Origin of the sequence: Cycloclasticus sp. P1 (assembly GCF_000299965.1) — a bacterium.
Lineage (GTDB): Bacteria > Pseudomonadota > Gammaproteobacteria > Methylococcales > Cycloclasticaceae > Cycloclasticus > Cycloclasticus pugetii.
This window is the reverse complement of record NC_018697.1, coordinates 927982-949925: the sequence shown is the minus strand read 5'-3', so window position 1 is coordinate 949925 and position 21944 is coordinate 927982. Positions and strand designations below refer to the sequence as shown.

Annotated in this window: 21 protein-coding genes and 1 tRNA gene; 7 read left to right on the top strand and 15 right to left on the bottom strand. The window is 39.9% G+C overall.

Features of this window, described 5'->3' with window-relative positions:
- Positions 1-44: 44 nt before the first annotated feature.
- The 15 genes from Q91_RS04585 to Q91_RS04515 form a co-directional block, all read right to left on the bottom strand.
- A complete protein-coding gene (locus Q91_RS04585; protein ID WP_041230498.1) occupies positions 45-404 on the bottom strand; it encodes a hypothetical protein in 360 nt (119 codons plus the stop codon).
- 575 nt (positions 405-979) lie between these two features.
- A complete protein-coding gene (locus tag Q91_RS04580) occupies positions 980-2053 on the bottom strand; it encodes a ComEC/Rec2 family competence protein (protein ID WP_041230497.1) in 1074 nt (357 codons plus the stop codon).
- 3 nt (positions 2054-2056) lie between these two features.
- A complete protein-coding gene (locus Q91_RS04575; RefSeq protein ID WP_015005713.1) occupies positions 2057-2551 on the bottom strand; it encodes a hypothetical protein in 495 nt (164 codons plus the stop codon).
- 114 nt (positions 2552-2665) lie between these two features.
- Positions 2666-5149 carry an N-6 DNA methylase gene (locus Q91_RS04570; RefSeq protein ID WP_015005712.1) on the bottom strand — a complete coding sequence of 828 codons (2484 nt, stop codon included), beginning with the start codon at positions 5147-5149 and terminating at the stop codon, positions 2666-2668.
- 114 nt (positions 5150-5263) lie between these two features.
- Positions 5264-5650 carry a tautomerase family protein gene (locus Q91_RS04565; RefSeq protein WP_015005711.1) on the bottom strand — a complete coding sequence of 129 codons (387 nt, stop codon included), beginning with the start codon at positions 5648-5650 and terminating at the stop codon, positions 5264-5266.
- 26 nt (positions 5651-5676) lie between these two features.
- Complete coding sequence (locus Q91_RS04560; protein WP_041230496.1) at positions 5677-6060, bottom strand: hypothetical protein; 384 nt, start codon at positions 6058-6060, stop codon at positions 5677-5679.
- An 84-nt stretch (positions 6061-6144) separates the two neighbouring features.
- A complete protein-coding gene (locus Q91_RS04555) occupies positions 6145-6522 on the bottom strand; it encodes a hypothetical protein (protein WP_041230495.1) in 378 nt (125 codons plus the stop codon).
- Between the two features lie 19 nt (positions 6523-6541).
- On the bottom strand, positions 6542-7135 hold the full coding sequence (locus tag Q91_RS04550) for a hypothetical protein (protein WP_148271126.1): 594 nt from the start codon (positions 7133-7135) through the stop codon (positions 6542-6544).
- Positions 7136-7273: 138 nt separating this feature from the next.
- A complete protein-coding gene (locus Q91_RS04545; RefSeq protein WP_015005708.1) occupies positions 7274-7987 on the bottom strand; it encodes a hypothetical protein in 714 nt (237 codons plus the stop codon).
- A gap of 107 nt (positions 7988-8094) precedes the next feature.
- On the bottom strand, positions 8095-8397 hold the full coding sequence (locus Q91_RS11560; protein WP_148271125.1) for a hypothetical protein: 303 nt from the start codon (positions 8395-8397) through the stop codon (positions 8095-8097).
- 134 nt (positions 8398-8531) lie between these two features.
- Positions 8532-9680 (bottom strand): hypothetical protein, encoded by a 1149-nt coding sequence (locus Q91_RS04535; protein ID WP_015005707.1) that lies wholly within the window; start codon positions 9678-9680, stop codon positions 8532-8534.
- 156 nt (positions 9681-9836) lie between these two features.
- Complete coding sequence (locus Q91_RS04530; RefSeq protein ID WP_015005706.1) at positions 9837-10538, bottom strand: ribonucleotide reductase subunit alpha; 702 nt, start codon at positions 10536-10538, stop codon at positions 9837-9839.
- Between the two features lie 28 nt (positions 10539-10566).
- Positions 10567-12720: an adenosylcobalamin-dependent ribonucleoside-diphosphate reductase gene (locus Q91_RS04525; protein WP_015005705.1), complete on the bottom strand. Its 2154-nt coding sequence runs from the start codon at positions 12718-12720 to the stop codon at positions 10567-10569.
- 282 nt (positions 12721-13002) lie between these two features.
- A tRNA-Arg gene (locus Q91_RS04520) sits at positions 13003-13079 on the bottom strand.
- Positions 13080-13274: 195 nt separating this feature from the next.
- On the bottom strand, positions 13275-13775 hold the full coding sequence (locus tag Q91_RS04515; protein WP_015005704.1) for a MarR family winged helix-turn-helix transcriptional regulator: 501 nt from the start codon (positions 13773-13775) through the stop codon (positions 13275-13277).
- A 518-nt stretch (positions 13776-14293) separates the two neighbouring features.
- Here Q91_RS04515 and ectA point away from each other — a divergent pair.
- From ectA to Q91_RS04480, 7 genes are all read left to right on the top strand, one after another.
- Positions 14294-14761, top strand: coding sequence for a diaminobutyrate acetyltransferase (gene ectA / locus Q91_RS04510; protein WP_238538370.1), 468 nt, complete (start codon positions 14294-14296; stop codon positions 14759-14761).
- Positions 14758-16050 (top strand): diaminobutyrate--2-oxoglutarate transaminase, encoded by a 1293-nt coding sequence (gene ectB, locus Q91_RS04505; RefSeq protein WP_015005702.1) that lies wholly within the window; start codon positions 14758-14760, stop codon positions 16048-16050. Before ectA ends, ectB begins: the two co-directional genes overlap by 4 nt.
- A gap of 149 nt (positions 16051-16199) precedes the next feature.
- A complete protein-coding gene (locus tag Q91_RS04500) occupies positions 16200-16619 on the top strand; it encodes an ectoine synthase (protein ID WP_015005701.1) in 420 nt (139 codons plus the stop codon).
- Positions 16612-17556, top strand: coding sequence for an ectoine hydroxylase (gene thpD / locus Q91_RS04495; protein ID WP_015005700.1), 945 nt, complete (start codon positions 16612-16614; stop codon positions 17554-17556). The genes Q91_RS04500 and thpD overlap by 8 nt, the downstream gene beginning before the upstream one ends.
- A gap of 285 nt (positions 17557-17841) precedes the next feature.
- Positions 17842-19275, top strand: coding sequence for an aspartate kinase (locus Q91_RS04490; RefSeq protein WP_015005699.1), 1434 nt, complete (start codon positions 17842-17844; stop codon positions 19273-19275).
- Complete coding sequence (locus Q91_RS04485) at positions 19260-20144, top strand: tetratricopeptide repeat protein (protein ID WP_015005698.1); 885 nt, start codon at positions 19260-19262, stop codon at positions 20142-20144. The genes Q91_RS04490 and Q91_RS04485 overlap by 16 nt, the downstream gene beginning before the upstream one ends.
- A 403-nt stretch (positions 20145-20547) precedes the next feature.
- Entirely contained in the window at positions 20548-21642 is a 1095-nt protein-coding gene (locus tag Q91_RS04480; RefSeq protein ID WP_015005697.1) for an endonuclease/exonuclease/phosphatase family protein, read from the top strand.
- Positions 21643-21944 lie beyond the last annotated feature (302 nt).

Sequence of the window (21944 nt, the reverse complement as noted above, 5' to 3'; positions counted from 1 at the left end):
TGCGTTGCTTTTTGCTTAAACTACAGGCGCATTAACCCCCTGTCTTAAGCAGAGGGTCTGGGAGGTTTTATTTCAGGCGAGAGTGATTCATTAGGCCTTTCGATGGCGCTATAGGTTATAAAAATGGAAGACAAGCCCAACGATTTAGGCACTACATTGTTTGTCGCCACATAGGCAGATGCATGACCGACACAATTTATATTATCAGGGCATTCACAACCCATATGAGTCTCGTTAACCACAGATGCTTGCTGGTGTTGCTGATGAGTCGCACCGCTATTTGCATGCTTAAAGGCCGTTGAAATATTATCAACATTATCCATGTTAGAACACGCACCCGATATCGACACGGCCGGAGCAGCCATCAAACAAAATATCAGTAACGATGTAACAACTTTTTTCATCTACAGTTATGCCAAATAATAACGTTTAAATATAGCGCCAACTTTATTCGTTGTTTTTCAATTCTAGCATTAAAACACGTAAACAAACGCTTAAAATATCTCGCCAAACACATCAAGCCTATAACGACCACAGCTTTTGTAATACAGAAGCAGCTAAATACAAAATACCGTCGTAATACCTAGCATTTCATCACGAAGTGATATTGAGTTTACTTATTAGTAATACGTTATCTTTGGGCTGTTCAAGCTTATACCCCGTACCCTAGTGATGTGAGTTAGATCATAATACGCGACTAGGAAACCAAAAGCTTAGCGTTGTTACCACGAACGAAAGCGTGCTGGGTTCACCCATTACAACACAACAAAGTAATTACGCCATGATAAAGCCCTTTTAATCACAACGTATGGGCTTAAACTGGCCCTCTTTTAAAATCAATCGAGTCTGACCCTATTGATTCAGATTCAATTCAACACTCCAGGACTCGCCGCAAGGTATAACGCCGCGCTCTGCGGCAAATTTTGAGCGAAGCGGAAAATTTGTCCGGCAGCAGCGCTTTGTTAGGCATGGATGCAAATCAATCCTCTTGGTCTTCAGGATAAGGTAAAGGAGTTACGGCCACCCATCCTTCACGATCGGGTGCATTATGACCAGTTTGTTTGTGACTACCTTCTGTTGATATTACTCTTGCCCCCCTATGAATGAAGGCCCGAACAACAGACTTACGCGGGTGATCTTTATCTTCTTTTGCGGCGCTAACGATTGCCGTAAAACTTCCCGATTCAGGTTGCGCATCATGCTTGGTTCCAAGCCACCTATCTAATACTTCTGTTGATACATTGTGCCTTGAGCCATGATGGGGAACCTGTATTCGATCTATTCCGGGAAGATCTAGTCCGACATTCGGTGCAAAATCTGCGGCCTCATCAAGTGCTGCTCTCCCCGCGTCACCTGTGAGTAGTATTTTTTTATCGCATAGGCGAGCATATTGAATCACGCTCATGTTGTTTTCAGGGCTTGTGTCGTCATCTGGAAAGTACTCATCGCCCCATGCCGCCCGAATGAAATTTATCGCTTTTTTAATAAACTGGCCGGATGCTTCGGCCAATGTTTGTTCCTCTTCCTTTGCAGCTTCGGGAGTTTTTTCTGACTCTACAATAAGATCTAAGTATCTGGCTTTAGAGGGAGCCAATACATTAAACTCTCCTATCTTTGCACCTTGAAATGGCTCTGATATTTTTACCTTATGTTCAATAGCAAGTTCTTCTAAAGCTGCCAAGTTTGGATATATCTCTTTTAACCTCTTCGCCAGGTTATCTGAAGATGTAAAGCGGCTGAATCGATCAATTAGCTCTTCCGCATATAACCAAGGTCGCAACATCCATAATCCACCAATTTCATACTCATCAAACAGCTTTCTAAGTCCTCCGGCGTGATCACCATCGGGGTGAGTTGCGATTACAGCGTCAATATATTTTGGTGACCCGTAATATTTATTAATATGCTCTACTAACATATCTCCTGTGGCTTGGAACCCGCCGTCAGTCACATGAATTCTGGTGACATCCCCGATTGAATATCGTAGAGGTATTGCATCTCCACTCTTTTTGGATTCTACATCTAAAAAATCTATTTCGAAAAAGTCAGTCATAACTTAGTCCCTGTCTTTTGCGCTAGCTACGCGCTTAGTTATATAGGCTGTTTGCTTTCTGTATGAGAAGGCAAAAAGAGCTAGCAGTCCTACTATTGCTATCTCTGATGAAAGGCTGTTCAAGGATTGAAAGCGCTCAGACAAAGCTTCATATATCTTTAAAAAGGAGAGAAATAGGAACAACGAAAGAAAAGTTCGATACATATTGTTTGCTTCTGAAAGAACTTCTATAAGCTTATCCTTATGAGATGCTTCTACATAATCTCTATATTCCGAAAATTTAACAAATCCGCTCCACTTCAAAATCGGCTCAATAACAACAGAGCCTATCCTGCTAATAACCAATCCAATGAAATAATATAAGAAAACGCCAATAACAATATCTTGTTGAACAAAGTTATATTTTGTTAATGAGTTGGCTATGGCTACAAAAACCACCCCTGGCAAGAGATAGTTGAAAATATTGTATGAAGAAAGCTTATCAAGTAAATCTTTCATCTTTTTTTACTCTTTCAATTCAGGACTCACACGGATGCCTAACGACCAAGCTCACCGGCGGCAATGGAGCGCAGCGGAATTGCCGTCCGAGTGAAGCGCCTTGTTAGCCGTTTTTTATGTAACAAGCTCACCATGTACATCTTTAACTTTATGTGGTTTTTCAATGGCACTCCATTTTGCATTTATTACTTCTTCAATTTGGGTTGTAACAGTTTCTGCCATATTTTTATCTATAAATAGTGGTAGTTTTAATTCTTGCCATCTATTTGCTATGTTTGGTAGCGTTGTTTCAATTAGGACTTTGTTAAACGCCTGCATGGCAACTAAGCGATGAGATAGCAAATAAAGAAGGTAGTGTGGTGTTAACCCGTATTTATTATTTTCTACTACTCTTAATACTAATATTTCTCTCGTGAGCAAGACGTTTGTATCATGTGGCGAAACCATTGCAACACTACCAATTCTATAACTGCCTCTGCGAACATAAAGAATGTCGCCTACGTTAAGGTTTTTATTTTCGCCTTTCATATTTTTATATATGTTTTCAGGAATGCTTGACGTAGGGTCTTTATATACCTCCCAATTAACAATATCCTTTACCCTAATATAGGAGATATCACCTCGGCCTTTATATTCCGCAGGTGGTGACCCATGACCATCAAAATGTTGAATTACACCCTCATCAATTAATTGTTTTATTGAAATTAATTTCAACTTTTTAACTTTGGCAATTTCTTCTACTTCTTTATCTCTAGTTTCCCAGTAATACCTAGGGACAAATATGTTTCTATCCTTCACGGACTTTGAATCTACTGAGAAAATATACTTCTTCTTCCTATTTCTGTTTTCCTCAATTATTAGCTTAATGTCATCCCATGTTTGCTCTTTATCGACTTTTTGAGTGACCGGATCCCATCTGTAAATCTCTTTACCTTGATGGTCATGTCCCATCTCTTCTGCAACTGCAAAATTTATATTTTTACTTTGTTTTGTATTTTTTTGTATTACGATAATGATACATTTAGCATTATTATGAGGTCTAAATGTATTATGTGGTAAATCTATAACCCACTTAATATTGTGCCCTTCCATAAATTGCATTACTGGTCTAGCCCTTGGCGCATGAAAAAATGTCTCGGGTAAAACAATTCCCATAACCCCACCATCTTTTAATAGCTGCAAACTTCTTTCGATAAATAATACTTCAGGGCGCATTTCAGTATTTTTCTTATCCGTTTTCTTATACAGACCCCCTTCTTTTTTCCATTTACTAGCCAAATCATATTGAGCTAGCTTGCTTTCACCTACAACTTTAATATCCTTACCAAAAGGGGGATTGGTAAGAAGTACATCGAATTTTGATAACTCAATACTCTGCTGCGTCTTGTCTTTCCAATTTTTAGGTACTTCTAGGCTATCTTCACAGAAGATGCCGCCTTTTCCATCACCTATAATTGCCATATAAGCTTTTGACACTTTGCTTAGAAACTCGTCTTTTTCTATCCCTCTAATATTATGAATTGCAGCAGCCATTTTTTCTTCTTGTAATGCTAAGTCTGACCAGCCGTATTCCTTAGATTGAGATTCTAATTCCCCCCACATATATTTGAGACTTTCAACAAGAAAACCACCTGAGCCGCAAGCTGGGTCAATTATGAGTTGGTCTGGTTGCGGTTTAATTATTTCCACCATTAGCTGAACTATATTTCTTGGGGTAAAAAACTGACCTTGTCCTCCTTTTAACGCATAACCTATAAAAGTTTCAAAGGCATCTGCAACAACATCTCGCTCAGATCCAGTCAAACAATAATTTTGTAACTCGCCAACAATATAGACCACTGATTTATCGTCCAGACTTATTTTGTCACTAAAATCAATAACCTCTTTGTATTTTGTTTGAACTTTTTTGAAAATAACTTTTATTCTTTTCGAAATAAGTTTGTCGCTTTCATCTACACCAGCACGAAACTCGACCATTTCTTCTTGTTTTGTAAATCTTTCGTCATAAATTTTACAAAAGATAATATTAATTAATTGTTGCGCCAGAACTTCATCTCTAGTTGCACCTACCGTGTTACCAGCCAAATGATTCCTAATAGCTTTAAAAACTACTTTCAGGTTATGTGGAACAGTTAAATCTTTGCGTTTAAATCTACCTATGTCCTCAATTCGCTCACCATTTCTTGGAATATTTGGGATTTCAGAAAAAAGCACCTTCCCTGATTTCTCCGTTTTCTTAATATAGAGCCTTTCCTCTCCATTAAACCAAACACCCAATCGAGCAGTTGAAAACGTAAGATAATTTTTTAACTGTGCTAACCCATCTTTTCTTGTTTTTCTTTTACATTCAACAACGATAAAAAGGGAGTCATCTGTTTTCTTATTGCAGTCAAAAACACCAATATCTATCGGATATTCCTTTTTTGTATCGGATGGTCTTACTTTTACTCGCCATTGTGGCCTTGTTTGTAGTTGCTCTTTAGGATAACCATAATCCTCAACCAATATTTCGGAAAAAACCTGAACGGCTTCAACTTCTTCCGGTGTCGCTTTTATTTCTTCACCGCTTATATAATCTTTTATGTAACCATCTCTCATTTATATGCTTTCCTGTGGATTTATTATTTTTACGGCTAACGTTTTAAATAAGGGGCGCGCGTTTCTTTGCGCGTCCCAGCCAGCGTGTTTTTGCTGGCGAACTTGATTTTTTTGTTATACGTTGACTTTGTATTTAAGGTCATTGGCTTCGTCACCCGTAATACCTCTAAACCCCCATTGGTGTGGAGCTTGTTCTTTAATAACTATTTCGATATCTATAGGAGCAATTGAAAGCTGGATTTCTATTTCTTGAAAAATAGTTTTAATCAGTTGTTTTTGCGTTTCCACCTGACGCCCAGCCATCATATTTATTTCTATAACAGTATAGGCATCACTTCGACCACCAGGGTAATAAAAATCTTCTTTATCCATTGGTATAAATCGATGTGCACGTTTATCCTCTGGCATACCTAAGACTGATTTCATGCAACCATGAATAACATCAGAGAGCTGTGCCTTTATTGGATTAAGTTTTTCTTTAATTCCAAATATTACGATCATACTGATTCCTTGCTGACGTATAACGTTTAAGCTAAGGGGCGCGGCGCTTTTTCCGCGTCCCGCTTGAGTGCCTTGTTAGAGAGTATTTTAGGTGCAAGCTTAAACGAAATAAGTGCAGTAATAAGTGGTGTGACTAAATTTAAAGGTCCTGTTGCACTTGCCATTCTGTATGTCTCTTGTAAGTCACCAATAACTGGAACTGATAATAAGAAAAATAAGCTCGGTACTGGGAATAATACTACAACGAAAGCAGATACTATTGGAGTAAATAACATTGTTGCAACTATGACTAATGCGGAAACTTGAATGTTTTTTGGTAGCTTAATTATTAGATCGGCTACAAGCCACCATACAAGATAAGTGATAGCGTAAGTAACTATAAATATTGCGATAAATATTAATACAACCATAATTCCTTTTACTCTCTAACGCCTCAATAACCGGCGCAGCTTTGCTGCGTCCGGCGCCTGCAAGGCGCGTAGTTGATTGACTTGTTATGGCTTTTGCTCAAACCAATACTCCGGGTAGCCAGAATAAAGTGCATAATTGAAAGCCTCAACTTTTGTGAACTTGCCGATTTTGAACATTACAAAAGCAAATGAACCAGCAACTATTAACATGCCTGCGTAAATACATGCAGTGAAAAACAGCATCATGAGAACAAACATACCTAATTTTTCAACGCCATTGGCAGTTATTTTTGTGTCCGGGTCGAATCCAATCATAGGGCCAACATAGAACACTAAAGACATCATGAGGCCTAGTCCAGTTGCAACAGATAGTAGTCCTACCATTGAGGTAATGTTGTAGTAACGCTTCTTAAGCAAATAAGTTGCGTTGTAATTTTTTATTAACTCACGAACTATCTTCATGTGATGCCATAACGCCCGGCTAAACGGCGCGAACGCAGTGAGCGTCCGGCGGAGTGAAACGGAGCGCATTTGAGCCGCTTGTTAACTGATTGATTAAACAGGGTTTGATGTCTCTGCTTATTTCTTTTGCCTGCCCAACACCCCATGCGGCTAAGCCAAGAAGAAACACCAAAGCACCTATGACTATGGCACCGTTTACTCTTGCCACGTTACCATACTTATATTTAGTCGGTTTAAATACCTTTTGTCCGGGTAACGGAAACTGACCAATTTTAATAACCTTTATTGCTTTCACGCCCTCGAAACCAAAGAGCATAATAGCTAGCGTAAAAGGCAAACCAACAAAAAGGCCATAAATTATAATATGAGTCCCTTTGACCGGACCATATTCGTAACAGTGTGCTACTTTTGCGTACTCACCTAACCAATCAAAAAACCAAAGCTGGCAGAATGATAGAATTGGCACGAACCATAAAAGGCTTTTGGCTATTAACCAAAAGCGTTCTTTTTTCGTATATTCAGGGGCAAACTCTGGATCATTTTCCGTGTTACTCGGCTTATATATGGCGTACCGTTCATCTCTAGGAGTTCTAAAAAAAGCAACAAACGCCAAAAGTAAGGCAACAAATAAAACAACTGAAATTATCGTTTGCGATGTATTCATTTTGGACAGTTAACGTTTTAAATAAGGGGCGCGGGCTTTTTCCGCGTCCCAGCCAGCGTATTTTTGCTGGTGAACTTGATTTTTTTGTTAGGCATTTTCTGTGACCAATTTCATTTCTTGCAATGCCTTGAATATATTTTTCATGTTTTCATCGACTTTTGCATCGTTTCCGCCTTTTTCATACATATGAATAAACATTTCCATAGTTCTTTGGTAACAAATGGCAGAATTAGCGAAACGATATGCTGCAAATCGCCAGTCGACGCCAACAGGGATATCTGGTCTAGTACAAGATTGTTTTATTTCATGTGCTGGATGTATGATTTGATCTCTAAATTCCATTATTGATTTAATGTTTTTTTTAAAAGCTCTCGTCATTTCATTGTTGAGTTTGTACACCCTTCGAATGATTTCGGTGATTTGAGCTGATCGTGCTGTTTTCTTTTCTTTCCACGACTCGATATCGTTTGAACTTATATTGGCATGGGATTTCAGCTGATCATAGATAGAGTCAAGTGCCGCTCCACATGCAACGAATACTTGTATAGAAGGTGTTAGCTCAGTAAGTAAAAGTTCTTTTTGTATTTGCGGATCATCGCACCATTTATTCGATATTGCTTCACTAGCTTCCTTTGACAAAGTTATATTTTCATATGCAATTTTTAGCCAAATGGGGAGAACGTTATATGAAGTTGAGAGTATTAATTTGGATGAAGTTTGACCTGAATCATCGACACTGATAGTGAAATCACCTTCTAGAACTCCAACGGTCATTCCTTCAAATATTAATACTCCTGACAAAATCGTCTCCGTTTGTAAAAGATGCCTAACGTTTGAGTTAACCGGCCGTTTTATACAGAGAGCAGCGAAGCGAAACGGCGTATAAAACGGTCGGGTTGAATGACTTGTTAGGCATGTAACTTAAACCTTTGTATGCTTACTAAATTGATGATGATCGCTAATGCGCTTAATGATGCGCCTATAACCTGCATGATTGTATTTAAATTACTGCCTACTAAAACAGTTGCTGCTAATGCAAAGCAGATTAAGTAATTTGTAATGAATAATGCCTTATTTTTTCTTTTTGATATAAACATAGAGATAGAAATGATAATTATTGCTACAGGTAGGAATAAAACCAATATAGCTAAAAACTGCATTCCTGATGGTTCGTACCAGGGTAAAGAAGTAAATAGAGATGTAAATATCATTAGTGACCATCCATATGCCAATATGAGAAATAGTTGAGTGGTAATAAATAAATATATTATGTTCACGAAGTGCCTAACGTTTTAATTAAGCCGTGCCGCTTTTTGGCGTCGGCTTAAATGTCTTGTTAGCTTGTTTATTCTAATAGCATTTTTAAATTTGGATAAAATGTGCTTATAGGATTATCTACCGAGTCCGGGTTTTCTAGTGCTCTTCTAACTTGGCTACCAATTTCTGACTTGTATGTTTCTATTTTCGGAACTAACGAGTAGATATCAGATGTATCTATCTTTATAGTTCTTACTTGGTTTAAGTCGAAAGGTACTCTGTCACTTGCTCTAATAATTTGAACAACAGGCAGTCGTGCTGCATGTCGTATAGCTAGCTCGTAGAAGACATTTGGATTATGAAATGACAAGTCAGCTATCACAAGGCGTGATCTCAATAGATAATCAATTATTTGTCTAGTAATTAAACCGGGTTTATCAATTGCATCAGCTCTTACGACTTTCATTTGAAACTGTTCCAAAGCAGGCTCAACTATTGAGCCAAGAAAAAGATCAGAATGCTTCCTATGTTCGCTATCCTCTTCACCAATTGGAGTAACATAAAAACATGTGCTCTCAAAATTTGCTTGCTCAAGTGTAACGAGATGACCAGGCGAATGCGTATGAGCTTGTTGATTGTTTGTTTCTTGTTTTAAAGATGCGGCCGGAAGTGTATCTAGCAAATGGTCAACTGTTACAATACGTTCTGCTCCTGATAACGTTTGAAGCAGCCCTAAGTCTCTTAGATTAACAATAAAAGTATCAACCGCCTCCTCAACAAACTCGTCGCTAACCTCAAATTCTTTAGTTGCATCTATCAACGCAGCTCGTGCTGGCAATTTATTACTAACAAACCTGTCGTAAAGGCTTTTAAAAGGAGGGATGTTTTCAATAGCCAATTTAATTTTTGCTTTTAGTTGTTCTCGCTTGGATATTTCTTCATCAACTGCCTTTGCACCTTCTGGTGTAAGCTCAAGATGTTCAGCGCCGTAACTTCCCTTTGTAAGTCCATATTTTCCAGCGTTGGTAATTAGTTGGCGAGAAGTACTACTTTCAGGTGATTTACCAAGATGATCAAAAAGACTAATACGTCTAACAGGTTGTCCGCTGCCAAACTCTAATATAGAACTAGCAAGCTCCATTGCCTCTGAAAAGGAACAAGCAGGAAAGGGTCTTTGCTTCCGTTTCTTACGTTTTTTTGCTTTTTCAATCCTTTCTGCTTCATCTTTTTCACTCATTTTAATTTCCCTTGTTGTTTTCAAAGCTAACTAGTTATTAAGGGAACTAAAATTTCCCTGTAATTTCTTTACTTATAAGGACTACAATTCCCTGTAATACGATAATCAAGACAAAACAGGGCTGTAAATCAAGGGGTCAGCCAACTTGATTTCATCCTAGCCACATTTGCTATCACCACAATTCAAACATGTCATACAGCCATCCATTTGGATGGAGGCGGTCACATTACACTTTGTACATAATTGTGAGCCTGCTGGAAATTCGCTAGTGGTTTCATGCTCGGGGGATTTAACCTGTTTTTCTGCTTCAAACTGAGCCCGTTTCTCATCCATGATTTTTTGTTGGTGCTCGCTGATTTCTTCAGTTTTGATCATCCCAATCATTTTTAAATGCGATTCGACTACGTCTCCAATTTCAGCAACGAGCGACGGCATAAACTTACCGCCTTTTTTAAAGTAGCCTCCACTGGGGTCAAATACGGAACGTAGTTCTTCTACTAGGAAGGTGATGTCGCCACCTTTTCTAAACACCGCAGACATAATTCTTGTTAGCGCAACAATCCACTGGAAGTGATCCATGTTTTTAGAGTTGATGAACACCTCAAATGGACGCCGTTGCTCATGATCTGTATCTGGGTTTAATATCAAATCATTAATCGTTATATATAGCGAATGCTCTGATAACGGCGTTTTAATTTTATAGGTTGAACCCAATAACATTTCTGGCCTTTTTAGGCTTTCGTGCATTTGGATGATATTGCTTTTCTCTTCACTCTGAAGAGCGACTTCTTCAACCTTTGGTTCATCGTCTTTTACAACGTCGTAACCGGTGATGGCTTGTGTAATTTTGTGTGTCATTTTTTTCTCCTGTTCGCTGCCGTCAACCTTAAAACTTGCCGTAATAACCTTCTTTTAAGGCATCGTATAAGTTCGCTGCGGTATGTGATTCACCTTCATATTCAACCATCTCGTTACCTTTTACCTCTAACGTCGAGCCGTCTTGAAGCTTAAAACGATATGTTGTGTTTTCTAGGTCTGAGTCTTTTACCAGTACACCTTGAAATACATCTGGATTAAAGCGGAACGTTGTACAGCCCTTTAACCCCTTTTCGTGAGCATAAAGATAGATATCTTTAAAGTCTTCAAAAGGAAATTCTGTCGGCACATTAGCGGTTTTTGAAATAGATGAATCAATCCATTTTTGTGCTGCAGCTTGTATATCCACATGCTGTTTTGGAGTAATGGTTTCTGCCGTTACAAAATAGCTAGGTAGTTTTTCATCTGCCTGCTCTGAATACGGCATGGCTTTTTCATTAATTAATGTGCGGTACGCCAATAATTCAAATGAGAAAACATCAACTTTTTCTTTCGCATTACGCCCCTCACGAATAACATTACGTGCATAGTGATGAGCAAAGCTTGGTTCAATGCCATTACTGGCATTATTGGCTAGTGATAGAGAAATAGTTCCTGTTGGCGCAATAGAGCTATGGTGAGTAAAGCGCGCACCCGTTTCAGCAAGTTGCTCCACGAGCTCAGGCGCAACAGAGGCTATTTGTTGCATATAACGACTGTACTTTGCATGTAAAACACGGCCTTTTACTGTATCGCCAACCTGATAACCATCGTCCAACATTTCTGGGCGTTTACGCAGCATATCTCCAGTTACTTCAAAGTCCTCATCCATGATGGGTGCAGGCCCTTTTTCCTTAGCCAGTTCTAAACCCGCTTCCCAACCGGTAACCGCTAGTTGCTTACTGACTTCTTCAGTAAATTCAACCGATGCATCTTCACCATAAGGAATACCCATCATTGTTAAGGTTGAACCTAAGCCTAAAAAGCCCATACCATGGCGACGCTTGTGCTCAATTGCTTCACGTTGGCCTTCCAAAGGCAAGCCATTAATCTCTACTACGTTATCCAGCATTCGGGTGAAAATACCGACAGTTTTACGAAACTTTTCCCAGTCGAAAGACGCTTTTGAGGTGAAAGGGTTTAATACAAACTTAGTTAAATTAATGGAGCCTAACAAGCAAGATCCATAGGCCGGTAATGGTTGTTCACCACATGGGTTAGTTGCGCGAATATTTTCGCAAAACCAATTGTTATTCATTTCGTTCACTTTATCGATAAGAATAAACCCAGGTTCAGCATAATCATAAGTAGACGCCATAATAGTTTCCCATAGGCGTTGAGCTTTCACTCGATTATAAATTCGACAGGCAACTAAGCCTACATCATTTACTTGGTAGCCTTTGGTAATAGGCCATTCACGCCATAGCACTTTGTCTTTATCGTTTAAATCAATCTCGCCTGACGCCAATTCTTTTTCTGACAAAGGAAACACTAACGGCCAATCGGCATCGTCTTTAACTGCTTGTACAAAGTCGTCTGTAATCAACAGCGATAAATTAAACTGACGCAAGCGGCCATCTTCACGCTTTACACGAACAAAGTCGCGCACATCGGGATGAGCAACATCAAAGGTTGCCATTTGAGCACCACGTCGCCCCCCCGCTGATGATACGGTAAAGCACATTTTGTCAAAAATATCCATGAACGATAATGGACCCGAGGTGTTAGCACCTGCACCGGATACATAGGCACCTTTAGGGCGTAGCGTTGAAAATTCGTAACCAATACCACAACCCGCTTTAAGGGTTAAACCAGCTTCGTGTGTTTTCCTTAAGATATCGTCCATAGAATCAGAAATAGAGCCTGATACAGTACAATTAATAGTCGATGTCGCTGGTTTATAATCGCTAGCACCTGCATTGGAAATAATACGCCCTGCTGGAATCGCACCATGTTTTAGAGCCCAGACAAATTGATCATGCCAATATTCTTTTTTATCTGCGCTTTCTTCCACCTCAGCAATTGCTGCTGCAACACGATCATAGGTTTCTTCAATATTGTTATCGACGGGCGAGCCATCCTGTTTTTTTAAACAGTATTTTTTATCCCAGATATCTAACGAGGCCGATTGGAACTCAATCTCAGCGTGATTTTCTTTAATAACTTTCAAGTTGACTGTGCTCATATTTCCCCTATCTATCTTAATGTAATGTTTTCGGGATGCGCTCCCTATTCCCTGTAGAGATAGATTATAAGAAAGCCCATAGAAACACAAGATAGTGTGTAAATAATTTTAATATTAACTATATATTGTATTCCAAACAAAATGAATTAACTGTAAAAATATTTTTATATATCAACCTGTTAGGCCCTATTTACAAATATTGCCTTAAAAAATGAAGGCATTAAAGCGCCCATACTTAATCGGCAGGCACAAAAAAACCCTCCAAAAGGAGGGTTTCATGTATGGCGCGCCTGGAGCGATTCGAACGCCCGACCGCTCGGTTCGTAGCCGAGTACTCTATCCAGCTGAGCTACAGGCGCTTTGAGGTGGCTATTGTATTCGGACTGAACTAAAGGTCAAGCAAAAATCACTAAAGAAAGTTAATTTCTTAAATTAATTAAAGCAGCTCCATAAAAAAACATTAACGTTTAATGAAAAATAAAACAAAGCCGTCAATCATTTATCCCAGCAGAATACTCAATAATAAAGCTCAGGAACCGCAGTCTCATTATTGCTTATACGTCAGATGGGGTTATCGCTGTTCCCTGACGGTCTAAAACACCAAGATCCAATACAGGGGAAGCGTCAATATCTTGTGCATCCATCATCTGAGCAACACGCTGCAAAGAAGAGATAATCATCGTTTGCTCCCATTCATGCAAATGATCAAACTGGCGCGCAAACTGTTCTTGCAGGGGAATTGGGGAGTCTTTTAAAATCTCAATAGCTTGCTCTGTAAGGTAAGCATGCGCTTTTCGCTTATCTGCTTTAGAGCGTTCACGATACACCAGTTGACGCTTTTCCAGTCGATCTAAAATCGTCGTCACCGTTGCTTGACTAAGACTTATTTCACTCGCAAGTTCGCCAATGGTCACTTCACCTTTATCTCGAATAGTTTGCAGCAACAAAATTTGAGGTGCCGTTAAGCCGGTCGTTTTCGCTAAGTGTTTAGAGTGCAGGTCAGTTGCCCTAATTACACGCCTTAATGCCATCAATACTTCTTGACTGTTATTCAACTGGGCTCCTCTCGATTAATTAATACTCAAGTCCATTATATCTTCGATAATTTTTAATGGTAAAAAAACCAAACCACTAGATAAACGTCTAACCCAAACCATCTATATACTGACCTGCGTATTGGTTTTCCCTTCAACTGGTTAACACCCATGTTTTCAGCTCGCCCATTAGCAGTTAATTCGAATAAATAATTTAAGCCCTTCTGATCAGGATCTCCATTCTCTAAAACCTTAGCGTCAAAATATTCTACTTAATTATCAAGCTCCTAGCCTATTCTTAATTTGATGCATAGGCTGTCAGGTGGAAATCAACTACGATCTCATGCTACAATGTTTAGTGTACTAATTATTAATTAAATAAAATATTAAATTTACAAGGCTTTATAGCCCAAAAAAACTAAATTTGCCTTTATTTTTAAATTTTATTAATTAGCACACTAACTAAATATATAGCGTAATAAAAAAATTTGTCATATTCCAAACCTATTTATTTGAGGGAACCGACCCTTGAAGACGGCATGGCCGTTTATCGATTGATCGAAAATTGCCCTCCCCTCGATACCAACTCTAGCTACTGTAATCTGCTTCAATGTGAGCATTTCGCAAGCACCTCTGTCGCAGCAGAAATGAACGATGAAATAGTCGGTTTCATTTCAGGCTACCTACTGCCTAAAAGCCCAAACACTTTGTTTATCTGGCAGGTTGCTGTTAATGAACAGGCCCGTGGGCGGGGGCTTGCTTCACAGATGTTGCTACACATCTTAAACCGCCCTTTTTGTCAGGATGTGCATTACATAGAGACAACTATCACCGAAGATAACAAGCCCTCTTGGCATCTCTTTAAGGCCTTATCAAAAAGTCTAGAGACACAGTTGCAGCATGCCCCATGGATGGACAAGCAAACGCACTTTGACGGCCAACATGATTCTGAGAATTTAGTCCGAATCGGTCCTTTTAACCTTAACCAAACAAACAAATTACTATGAAAATTTTTGATGAAATAGAATCTGAAGTACAAAGCTATGCACGCTCTTTCCCGCGCGTTTTTAATCGCGCTAAAGGAGAGTTTATGTGGGACGAAGAAGGTCGCCAATATTTAGACTTTCTCGCTGGAGCTGGAACCCTTAACTATGGTCATAACAACTCTATATTCAAACACGCGCTGCTTAAATATATTAAAAGCAATGGTATTACCCATGGCTTAGATTTGCATACCAAAGCTAAAGGTGAGTTCCTACAAGCATTTAATGACCATATTTTAAAACCAAGAAATATGGAATACATGGTGCAATTTACCGGCCCTACCGGTACCAATGCTGTTGAAGCAGCAATGAAAATTGCACGTAATGTAACTGGCCAACAGAATATTGTGACTTTTACCAATGGATTTCATGGTGTCAGCTTGGGCTCACTAGCGGCAACAGGCAACTCACATCATAGAGATGCGGCTGGCGTTAGCTTAGTCGGTACCCACCGTATGCCATATGACGGTTACTTAGGTGATAACATCGATACAACAGAATACCTTGATAAAGTGCTGTCCGATTCAAGCAGTGGCATTAACTCCCCTGCTGCGGTAATTGTTGAAACTGTCCAAGGTGAAGGTGGTATTAACGCTGCCAGTATTAAATGGCTGCAAAACCTTCAGACTGTCTGCCGCAAACACAACATCCTGTTAATCGTTGATGATATACAAGCCGGTTGCGGTCGAACAGGCGACTATTTTAGTTTTGAAGAAGCCGGTATCGAACCTGACATTATCACCTTATCCAAATCGCTTGGTGGTTATGGTTTGCCATTTGCAGTAGCGCTGATAAAAGCCGAATTTGATTTCTGGAAACCCGGTGAACACAACGGTACTTTCAGAGGCAATAACCTTGCTTTTGTAACCGCTAAAGCAGCCATTGACCACTATTGGACAAATGATCAATTTTCGCAAGAGATTAAACGCAAAGGCCAGTATGTTTCCGAGCGACTTGAAAACATCGTCAGCCAATATGGTGAAGGTCAGTTTACCGCCAAAGGTCGCGGCATGTTTCAAGGCATTAACTGTGTTAATGGTGACATTGCTGGGAAAATTACACATCACGCCTTCCAAAAAGGGCTCATCATTGAAACCAGTGGTGCAGATGATCAAGTCGTCAAGTTTTTGTGCCCGTTAGTTATCTCTGATGAGAACCTTAAAAAAGGTATTGATATTATTGAAGAAGCTATTCGAGAGGTATGTGAAAAACAAGATATTCCAGAAAAGAATCTGTATTTCGAAGCCAGTTAAGGTTTAACCGCTTCACTGCTGACCTAGTGACGTTTAAACGCCCATTTAAACGATAAAAACACAGTAAAAGCAGGGCAATAAAGCCCTGCTTACTGAATCACTTATTTTTATCAATCATCGTAAAAAGAGCTTAACCAAAGGATAATCTAATGATCGTACGTAATTTATCTGACGCCAATCAAAGTAACCGAAGAATTATTTCCCCCGATGGAAACTGGGAAAGCACTCGACTGCTTCTTAAGGAAGACAACATGGGGTTCTCCTTTCACATCACGACTATTTACCAAGGCGCTGATTTTCAAATGCACTATCAAAATCACTTGGAATCGGTGTATTGCATTACCGGCGAGGGCGAAGTTGAAACCTTAGCCGACAATAAAAAGCACCCAATCAAACCCGGTACTATTTACGTTTTGGACAAGCATGATAAACACATCCTTCGTGCTTCAAAAGAAATGACTTTGGCTTGTGTATTCAACCCGCCACTTAATGGTAAGGAAGTGCATAACGCAGAAGGTGCTTATGAATTAAACGACCAAGGCATTGAGGACAATAGCACTGATGAATAACACAGCAAGTAGGCACTCTATTGATCAAAGCCACGCTGTTGAAGATACTTACCCATCACGCAAAGGGCTAAGCAGCATAACGGATCGGCAGGATCCAGTAATTTATGCTCCCCAAAACAGCACACCGCCTATCGACCCTTCACAAATTGAGCAGTTCGAGCAACAAGGGTTTATTGTGCTCGACAATATCTTTTCAAGTGCTGAAATCGAAGCCCTTCAAGATGAGTCCGCTCGACTCCGGTCTACAGCTAGCAACGACGAACAATCTGAAAAAGCATATACAGAGCCGGGGCATCACGAAGTTCGCTCAATATTTAGTTTACATGAAAACAGTACGGTCTTTAAAAAGCTAATGATGGATGAACGTTTAGCAGGTCTCGCAAGGTACATATTGAACGACCAAGTATATATTCATCAATCACGCCTTAATTACAAACCCGGCTTTATCGGTAAAGAGTTTTTCTGGCATTCTGATTTTGAAACTTGGCATGTCGAAGACGGTATGCCTAATATGCGCGCCTTGAGTATGTCGGTCACGCTGACAGAAAACCACGCACATAACGGACCCTTGATGCTGATACCTGGTTCGCACAAGAAGTTTATTGCCTGCGAAGGTAAGACGCCTCGGCAACATCATCTAGCCTCACTAAAAAAACAAGAATATGGCGTACCTTCTAACGAGCACCTGAGCATGTTGGTAGAAAAACAGGGCATTACCACAGTCACCAGTAAACCTGGCAGCGTTATTGTATTTGACTGTAATACGCTACACGGCTCAAACGGTAATATTACCCCTCACCCTAGAGCCAATGTGTTTTTTGTATATAACGCATTAAGCAACAAAGTTGCCAAGCCATTTTGCGAGCAACCGCCTCGGCCTGAGTATCTTTGTGCACGCTCCAACATCAAACCATTAACACCTTCTCGTTCATTTTAACCATTATGGAAACAGGCAAACATCAAAAACCAATAGGCCAGCTAACACATCAAATTACAAATTAGATACTGCGAAGGAAAGGAGCTTAACCATGAAGAAACCCATTAATCATGAAAAAAGTAGCGTTCTGAACAATAACTAAACCATACATAGCTGAGCATACGGGGAACTATTTATGTGTGACCTTAAAAGTCTATTAACCAGACTAATAACTATACTGAGCTCACCATTGTGCCCATCTTGCACTGAAAATCAGCGCTTTAAACATAATACATAGAGGATAAAATGCATACTGTAGAAAAGATCGGCGGCACATCAATGAGCGATTATGTGTCCGTTCGAGATAACATCATTCTTAATCAAAACCTAGACGGCGTTTACCGACGAATATTTGTAGTGTCAGCATATGGCGGTGTTACTGATGCCTTACTGGAACATAAAAAAAGTGGCCAACCGGGCATCTACGGCTTATTTGCCAACGGCATAGAAGATGACAGCTGGCTGACTAAATGTGACGAATTGCACCAACAATTACAAGCTATTAATCTAGAACTATTTGGCCAAACGACATTGCTAGATAAGGCTAACACTTTCTTGGCCGAACGGATGGACGACGCAAAAAAATGCTTAGCTGACCTACAAAGCCTATGCCAACATGGCCATTTTGCCTTAGATGCGCATTTAGCAACCGTTCGAGAAATGTTAGCCAGCATTGGCGAAGCACATAGCGCTTGGAACACCGCCGAGCTACTTCAGCGGGATGGTGTTGATGCTTGCTTTGTTGATTTAACCGGTTGGCGAGCTGACCACCATATCTCTTTAGACGAACGTATTCGTTTAAGCTTCCAACACATCAACCTTGAAAAACAACTCCCCATTGTGACCGGCTACGCACACAGTGATTCTGGCCTCATGTCATCTTTTGATAGAGGCTATAGCGAGATGACCTTCAGCCGTTTAGCTGTGTTAACTGGGGCGAGCGAAGCCATTATCCATAAGGAGTTTCACTTAAGCAGCGCTGACCCTCGATTAGTTGGTGAAGAAAACGCTGTTCCTATCGGCCGTACTAATTATGACGTGGCGGACCAACTGGCTAACCTAGGAATGGAGGCCATTCACCCAAAAGCAGCCAAAGGCTTACGACAAAATGACATTCCACTTCGTATAAAAAATACGTTTGAGCCAGTACATACGGGCACCTTAATTACTGGCGATTATGTTAGTGAGTCGCCTTGCGTTGAAATCATTGCTGGTTGTAAAGGAATCTATGCGCTTGAGGTGTTTGATCAAGATATGGCCGGAAATCTATCAAATTACGATAGCGAATTAGTCTCTATTATCAAACGATTTAATGCACATATCGTCTCTAAGGACACCAATGCCAATGCTATTACCCATTTCTTATCAACAAACTTAAAAACCGTAAAACGCATTCTTTACTTAATTAAAGAACGTTTTCCAGAAGCCGATGTAAATCATAAAAAAGTAGCCATTGTTTCTGCTATAGGCAGCGATATGCAAATTCCAGGGATATTAGCAAAAATGGTGCAGGCAGTAGCCAACGAAAATATTAGTGTTTTGGCTGTCCACCAGTCAATGCGCCAAGTAGATATGCAATTTATTGTCAACGAAGCAGACCATGACAATACAGTGAAAAGCTTACATGCCGCACTGGTAGAAGTTCATGATCACGGAAGGGCCATATGTCTCGCATCATAAAAAAGCTGATTCTATTAAGTTGCTTGTTTCCTATATTATTAGCGGCCGCCACCACTGTCGATGACCCTATACCGGAAAAAATTGATAATTTAGAGAAACCGCTCTACTCCCCATTTGTTGAACGCTATGTGTTAGATGAAATTAAGCAATTGCGTATCGATCAGGCAAAATCAAAACAAGAATTACTGCAACAAATTTTAGATCGTGAGCATAACTCCGTTGACCGTGCTGTGGCTTATGCAACCGACACCGTTACCTACTTCTTTTATTTGATAGCTGCAGCAACATCCGTTTTAGTATTGGTCGGCTGGACCTCAATAAGGGACATCAAAGAACGCGTACATTCTCTCGCCGATGAGGAAATATCAAAGCTGATTCATGAATATGAGGCTCGATTAGAAATGATTGAAGAGCAATTACAGCAAAAAACGCAACATATTGATGAAAACCGTGAAGAAATCGAATTAACACAAGAACTCCAATCACTTTGGCTACAGGCACAACAAGATGACTCCCCTTCCAACAAAATAACCATTTATGACGAAATTCTTAAAATACGCCGAGATGATTGCGAGGCAATAACCTATAAAGCCAATGCAGTACTTGAATTGAACGAACCTCAATGGGCGGCTAATTTATGTCACCAAGCACTTAAAATAGACCCTGAAAATAGTCGTGCATTTTATCAATTGGCCTGCGCATATACCGCTATGAGGCAATTTGATGAAGCACTTCACTTTCTAATCGAAGCACTTAATAGGCGAGAAAGTTACTTGGAGAGTATTCACGATGACCCAGCCTTGCAAGCATTAGTTAACCATGAAGTGTTTAGTGAACTACCTCGCCTAATGGGCAAAGAGACCAGCTAAAAGACCGATAAGTATCAATTTTTGGCAGTTAAAAATATTTAAAAGGCGTTTTTAAAGGCGCCTTTCTTTATAACTGTCATAAAAAACCATGCTGATTTTTACAGCACCAGCAACACAAACGATATGACTGACTTAAACGGTCAGATCTTATGCTGCTAAACTTGATGGAACAGCCTTCAGCTAATAAGCTGTAGGCAGATATACTACACACCTTAATTAGACTTAAAGCTTCTAATTTTATTTCATATAGCGCTACCAAATAAGAATTGGGCACAAAAGCTTATCTCCAGTAACAACTGACGCTGCACTTTATAAGTTTTTATGGCATTCTTATCCACGATAAGTTGGCCATTTCGAGCCTAAATACGTACGATTTTATTAACCATACAAAGGTAATCGCAGAATGTTATCCGTACTCTTAATCTCCACAGTTTTTATTTTTTTGGTGACTTTCCTGCCTTTATTAAAAATTTCACATTGGTTAATTAGAGCAATGGATTTTCCTCGCTTACAGTTTGCCACGTTGGCGATTGTCCTTTTAGCAGCACATTTTCTTTTTCTTGACAGCCAATTGCTGATCACTCAATGCTTAATAAGCATAACGCTTATCTGTTTAATCTGGCAATTATGCTGGATATTACCCTACACCCTTTTTTGGCCTAAGGAGGTCCTTACTTCAACTGATGACAGTCCAGATAATCAACTGAGTGTTCTGACCTCTAATGTACTTAAATCGAACCATAATGCTGATGCGTTAATAGCTTTGGTCAACAAACATCAACCTGATGTCCTTGTTACGCTAGAGTCAGATCAGTGGTGGCAAGAAAAGCTTCAAGTGTTGGCAACGCAAATGCCTTATAGTGTTAAGTGCCCTCTCGAAAACCTTTATGGCATGCACGTTTTTTCACGCTTAGCGTTAGCAGAAACAGAAATATGCTATTTAGTTGAAGAAGGTATTCCATCGATACATGCAACACTAGAACTACGCACGGGTGACAAAATTCGCGCGCATTTTCTTCACCCCGCTCCTCCAAGTCCAACGGAAAACCCTGAGTCATCAGAAAGGGATGCTGAACTAGTTATTGTAGCTAGAAGTGTGGCCGAAAGTGACCAGCCTGTCATCGTAGCTGGCGACCTTAATGACGTTGCCTGGTCTGCAACAACCCGACTTTTCCGAAAAATTAGCGGCTTATTAGACCCGCGAGTTGGACGAGGCGTGCTCAACACATTCCATGTGGATTACCCCTTTATGCGTTGGCCTTTAGACCATTTATTTCATAGTAAACATTTCACTTTACGGGCCATTCAGTGCTTACCTTCTATTGGTTCTGACCACTTTCCTTTACTAACTAGGCTCTCATTAACGCCTTTAGAAAACAACAAACAAAGTAGTATAGATTCCCGCGCCGCTGATCATCAATGGGCTAGTGAAATTTCTGCCGAACAACACGTTAATAAGGGCGATGTACCAAAGCCTGGTGAAGTATCTCGTGAATGAAGACTAATGTTGCTGCTTTTGAGTAGTCATATAGAGAAAGTCAGCTCATTGCTTCACAAGCGATCTGCACTGTACGCTAACTACTAGGCTATTTTGCTTTGATGAACAAAGCTAATTAAGTCGATTTGAACGGGAATTCACACCAACAATGATGTATTAACTAAGAGAAACCAATAAATTGAACAATATTGATTGATCTCACAAATGGCGGAGAGAGAGTCCGCCATACCCACTTAATAACGTGTCATAGAATATCATAAAGCAACGAAAAGTAACACTAAGCTTTTGATAAATAGACCCTT

What these genes read in the sequence shown, in the direction of transcription:
- Q91_RS04585 (WP_041230498.1), bottom strand. Translation starts at nt 404, where the DNA reads ATGAAAAAAGTTGTTACATCGTTACTGATATTTTGTTTGATGGCTGCT.
- Q91_RS04580 (WP_041230497.1), bottom strand. Translation starts at nt 2,053, where the DNA reads ATGACTGACTTTTTCGAAATAGATTTTTTAGATGTAGAATCCAAAAAG.
- Q91_RS04575 (WP_015005713.1), bottom strand. Translation starts at nt 2,551, where the DNA reads ATGAAAGATTTACTTGATAAGCTTTCTTCATACAATATTTTCAACTAT.
- Q91_RS04570 (WP_015005712.1), bottom strand. Translation starts at nt 5,149, where the DNA reads ATGAGAGATGGTTACATAAAAGATTATATAAGCGGTGAAGAAATAAAA.
- Q91_RS04565 (WP_015005711.1), bottom strand. Translation starts at nt 5,650, where the DNA reads ATGATCGTAATATTTGGAATTAAAGAAAAACTTAATCCAATAAAGGCA.
- Q91_RS04560 (WP_041230496.1), bottom strand. Translation starts at nt 6,060, where the DNA reads ATGGTTGTATTAATATTTATCGCAATATTTATAGTTACTTACGCTATC.
- Q91_RS04555 (WP_041230495.1), bottom strand. Translation starts at nt 6,522, where the DNA reads ATGAAGATAGTTCGTGAGTTAATAAAAAATTACAACGCAACTTATTTG.
- Q91_RS11560 (WP_148271125.1), bottom strand. Translation starts at nt 8,397, where the DNA reads ATGATATTTACATCTCTATTTACTTCTTTACCCTGGTACGAACCATCA.
- Q91_RS04535 (WP_015005707.1), bottom strand. Translation starts at nt 9,680, where the DNA reads ATGAGTGAAAAAGATGAAGCAGAAAGGATTGAAAAAGCAAAAAAACGT.
- Q91_RS04530 (WP_015005706.1), bottom strand. Translation starts at nt 10,538, where the DNA reads ATGACACACAAAATTACACAAGCCATCACCGGTTACGACGTTGTAAAA.
- Q91_RS04525 (WP_015005705.1), bottom strand. Translation starts at nt 12,720, where the DNA reads ATGAGCACAGTCAACTTGAAAGTTATTAAAGAAAATCACGCTGAGATT.
- ectA (WP_238538370.1), top strand. Translation starts at nt 14,294, where the DNA reads ATGGCCGTTTATCGATTGATCGAAAATTGCCCTCCCCTCGATACCAAC.
- ectB (WP_015005702.1), top strand. Translation starts at nt 14,758, where the DNA reads ATGAAAATTTTTGATGAAATAGAATCTGAAGTACAAAGCTATGCACGC.
- Q91_RS04500 (WP_015005701.1), top strand. Translation starts at nt 16,200, where the DNA reads ATGATCGTACGTAATTTATCTGACGCCAATCAAAGTAACCGAAGAATT.
- thpD (WP_015005700.1), top strand. Translation starts at nt 16,612, where the DNA reads ATGAATAACACAGCAAGTAGGCACTCTATTGATCAAAGCCACGCTGTT.
- Q91_RS04490 (WP_015005699.1), top strand. Translation starts at nt 17,842, where the DNA reads ATGCATACTGTAGAAAAGATCGGCGGCACATCAATGAGCGATTATGTG.
- Q91_RS04485 (WP_015005698.1), top strand. Translation starts at nt 19,260, where the DNA reads ATGTCTCGCATCATAAAAAAGCTGATTCTATTAAGTTGCTTGTTTCCT.
- Q91_RS04480 (WP_015005697.1), top strand. Translation starts at nt 20,548, where the DNA reads ATGTTATCCGTACTCTTAATCTCCACAGTTTTTATTTTTTTGGTGACT.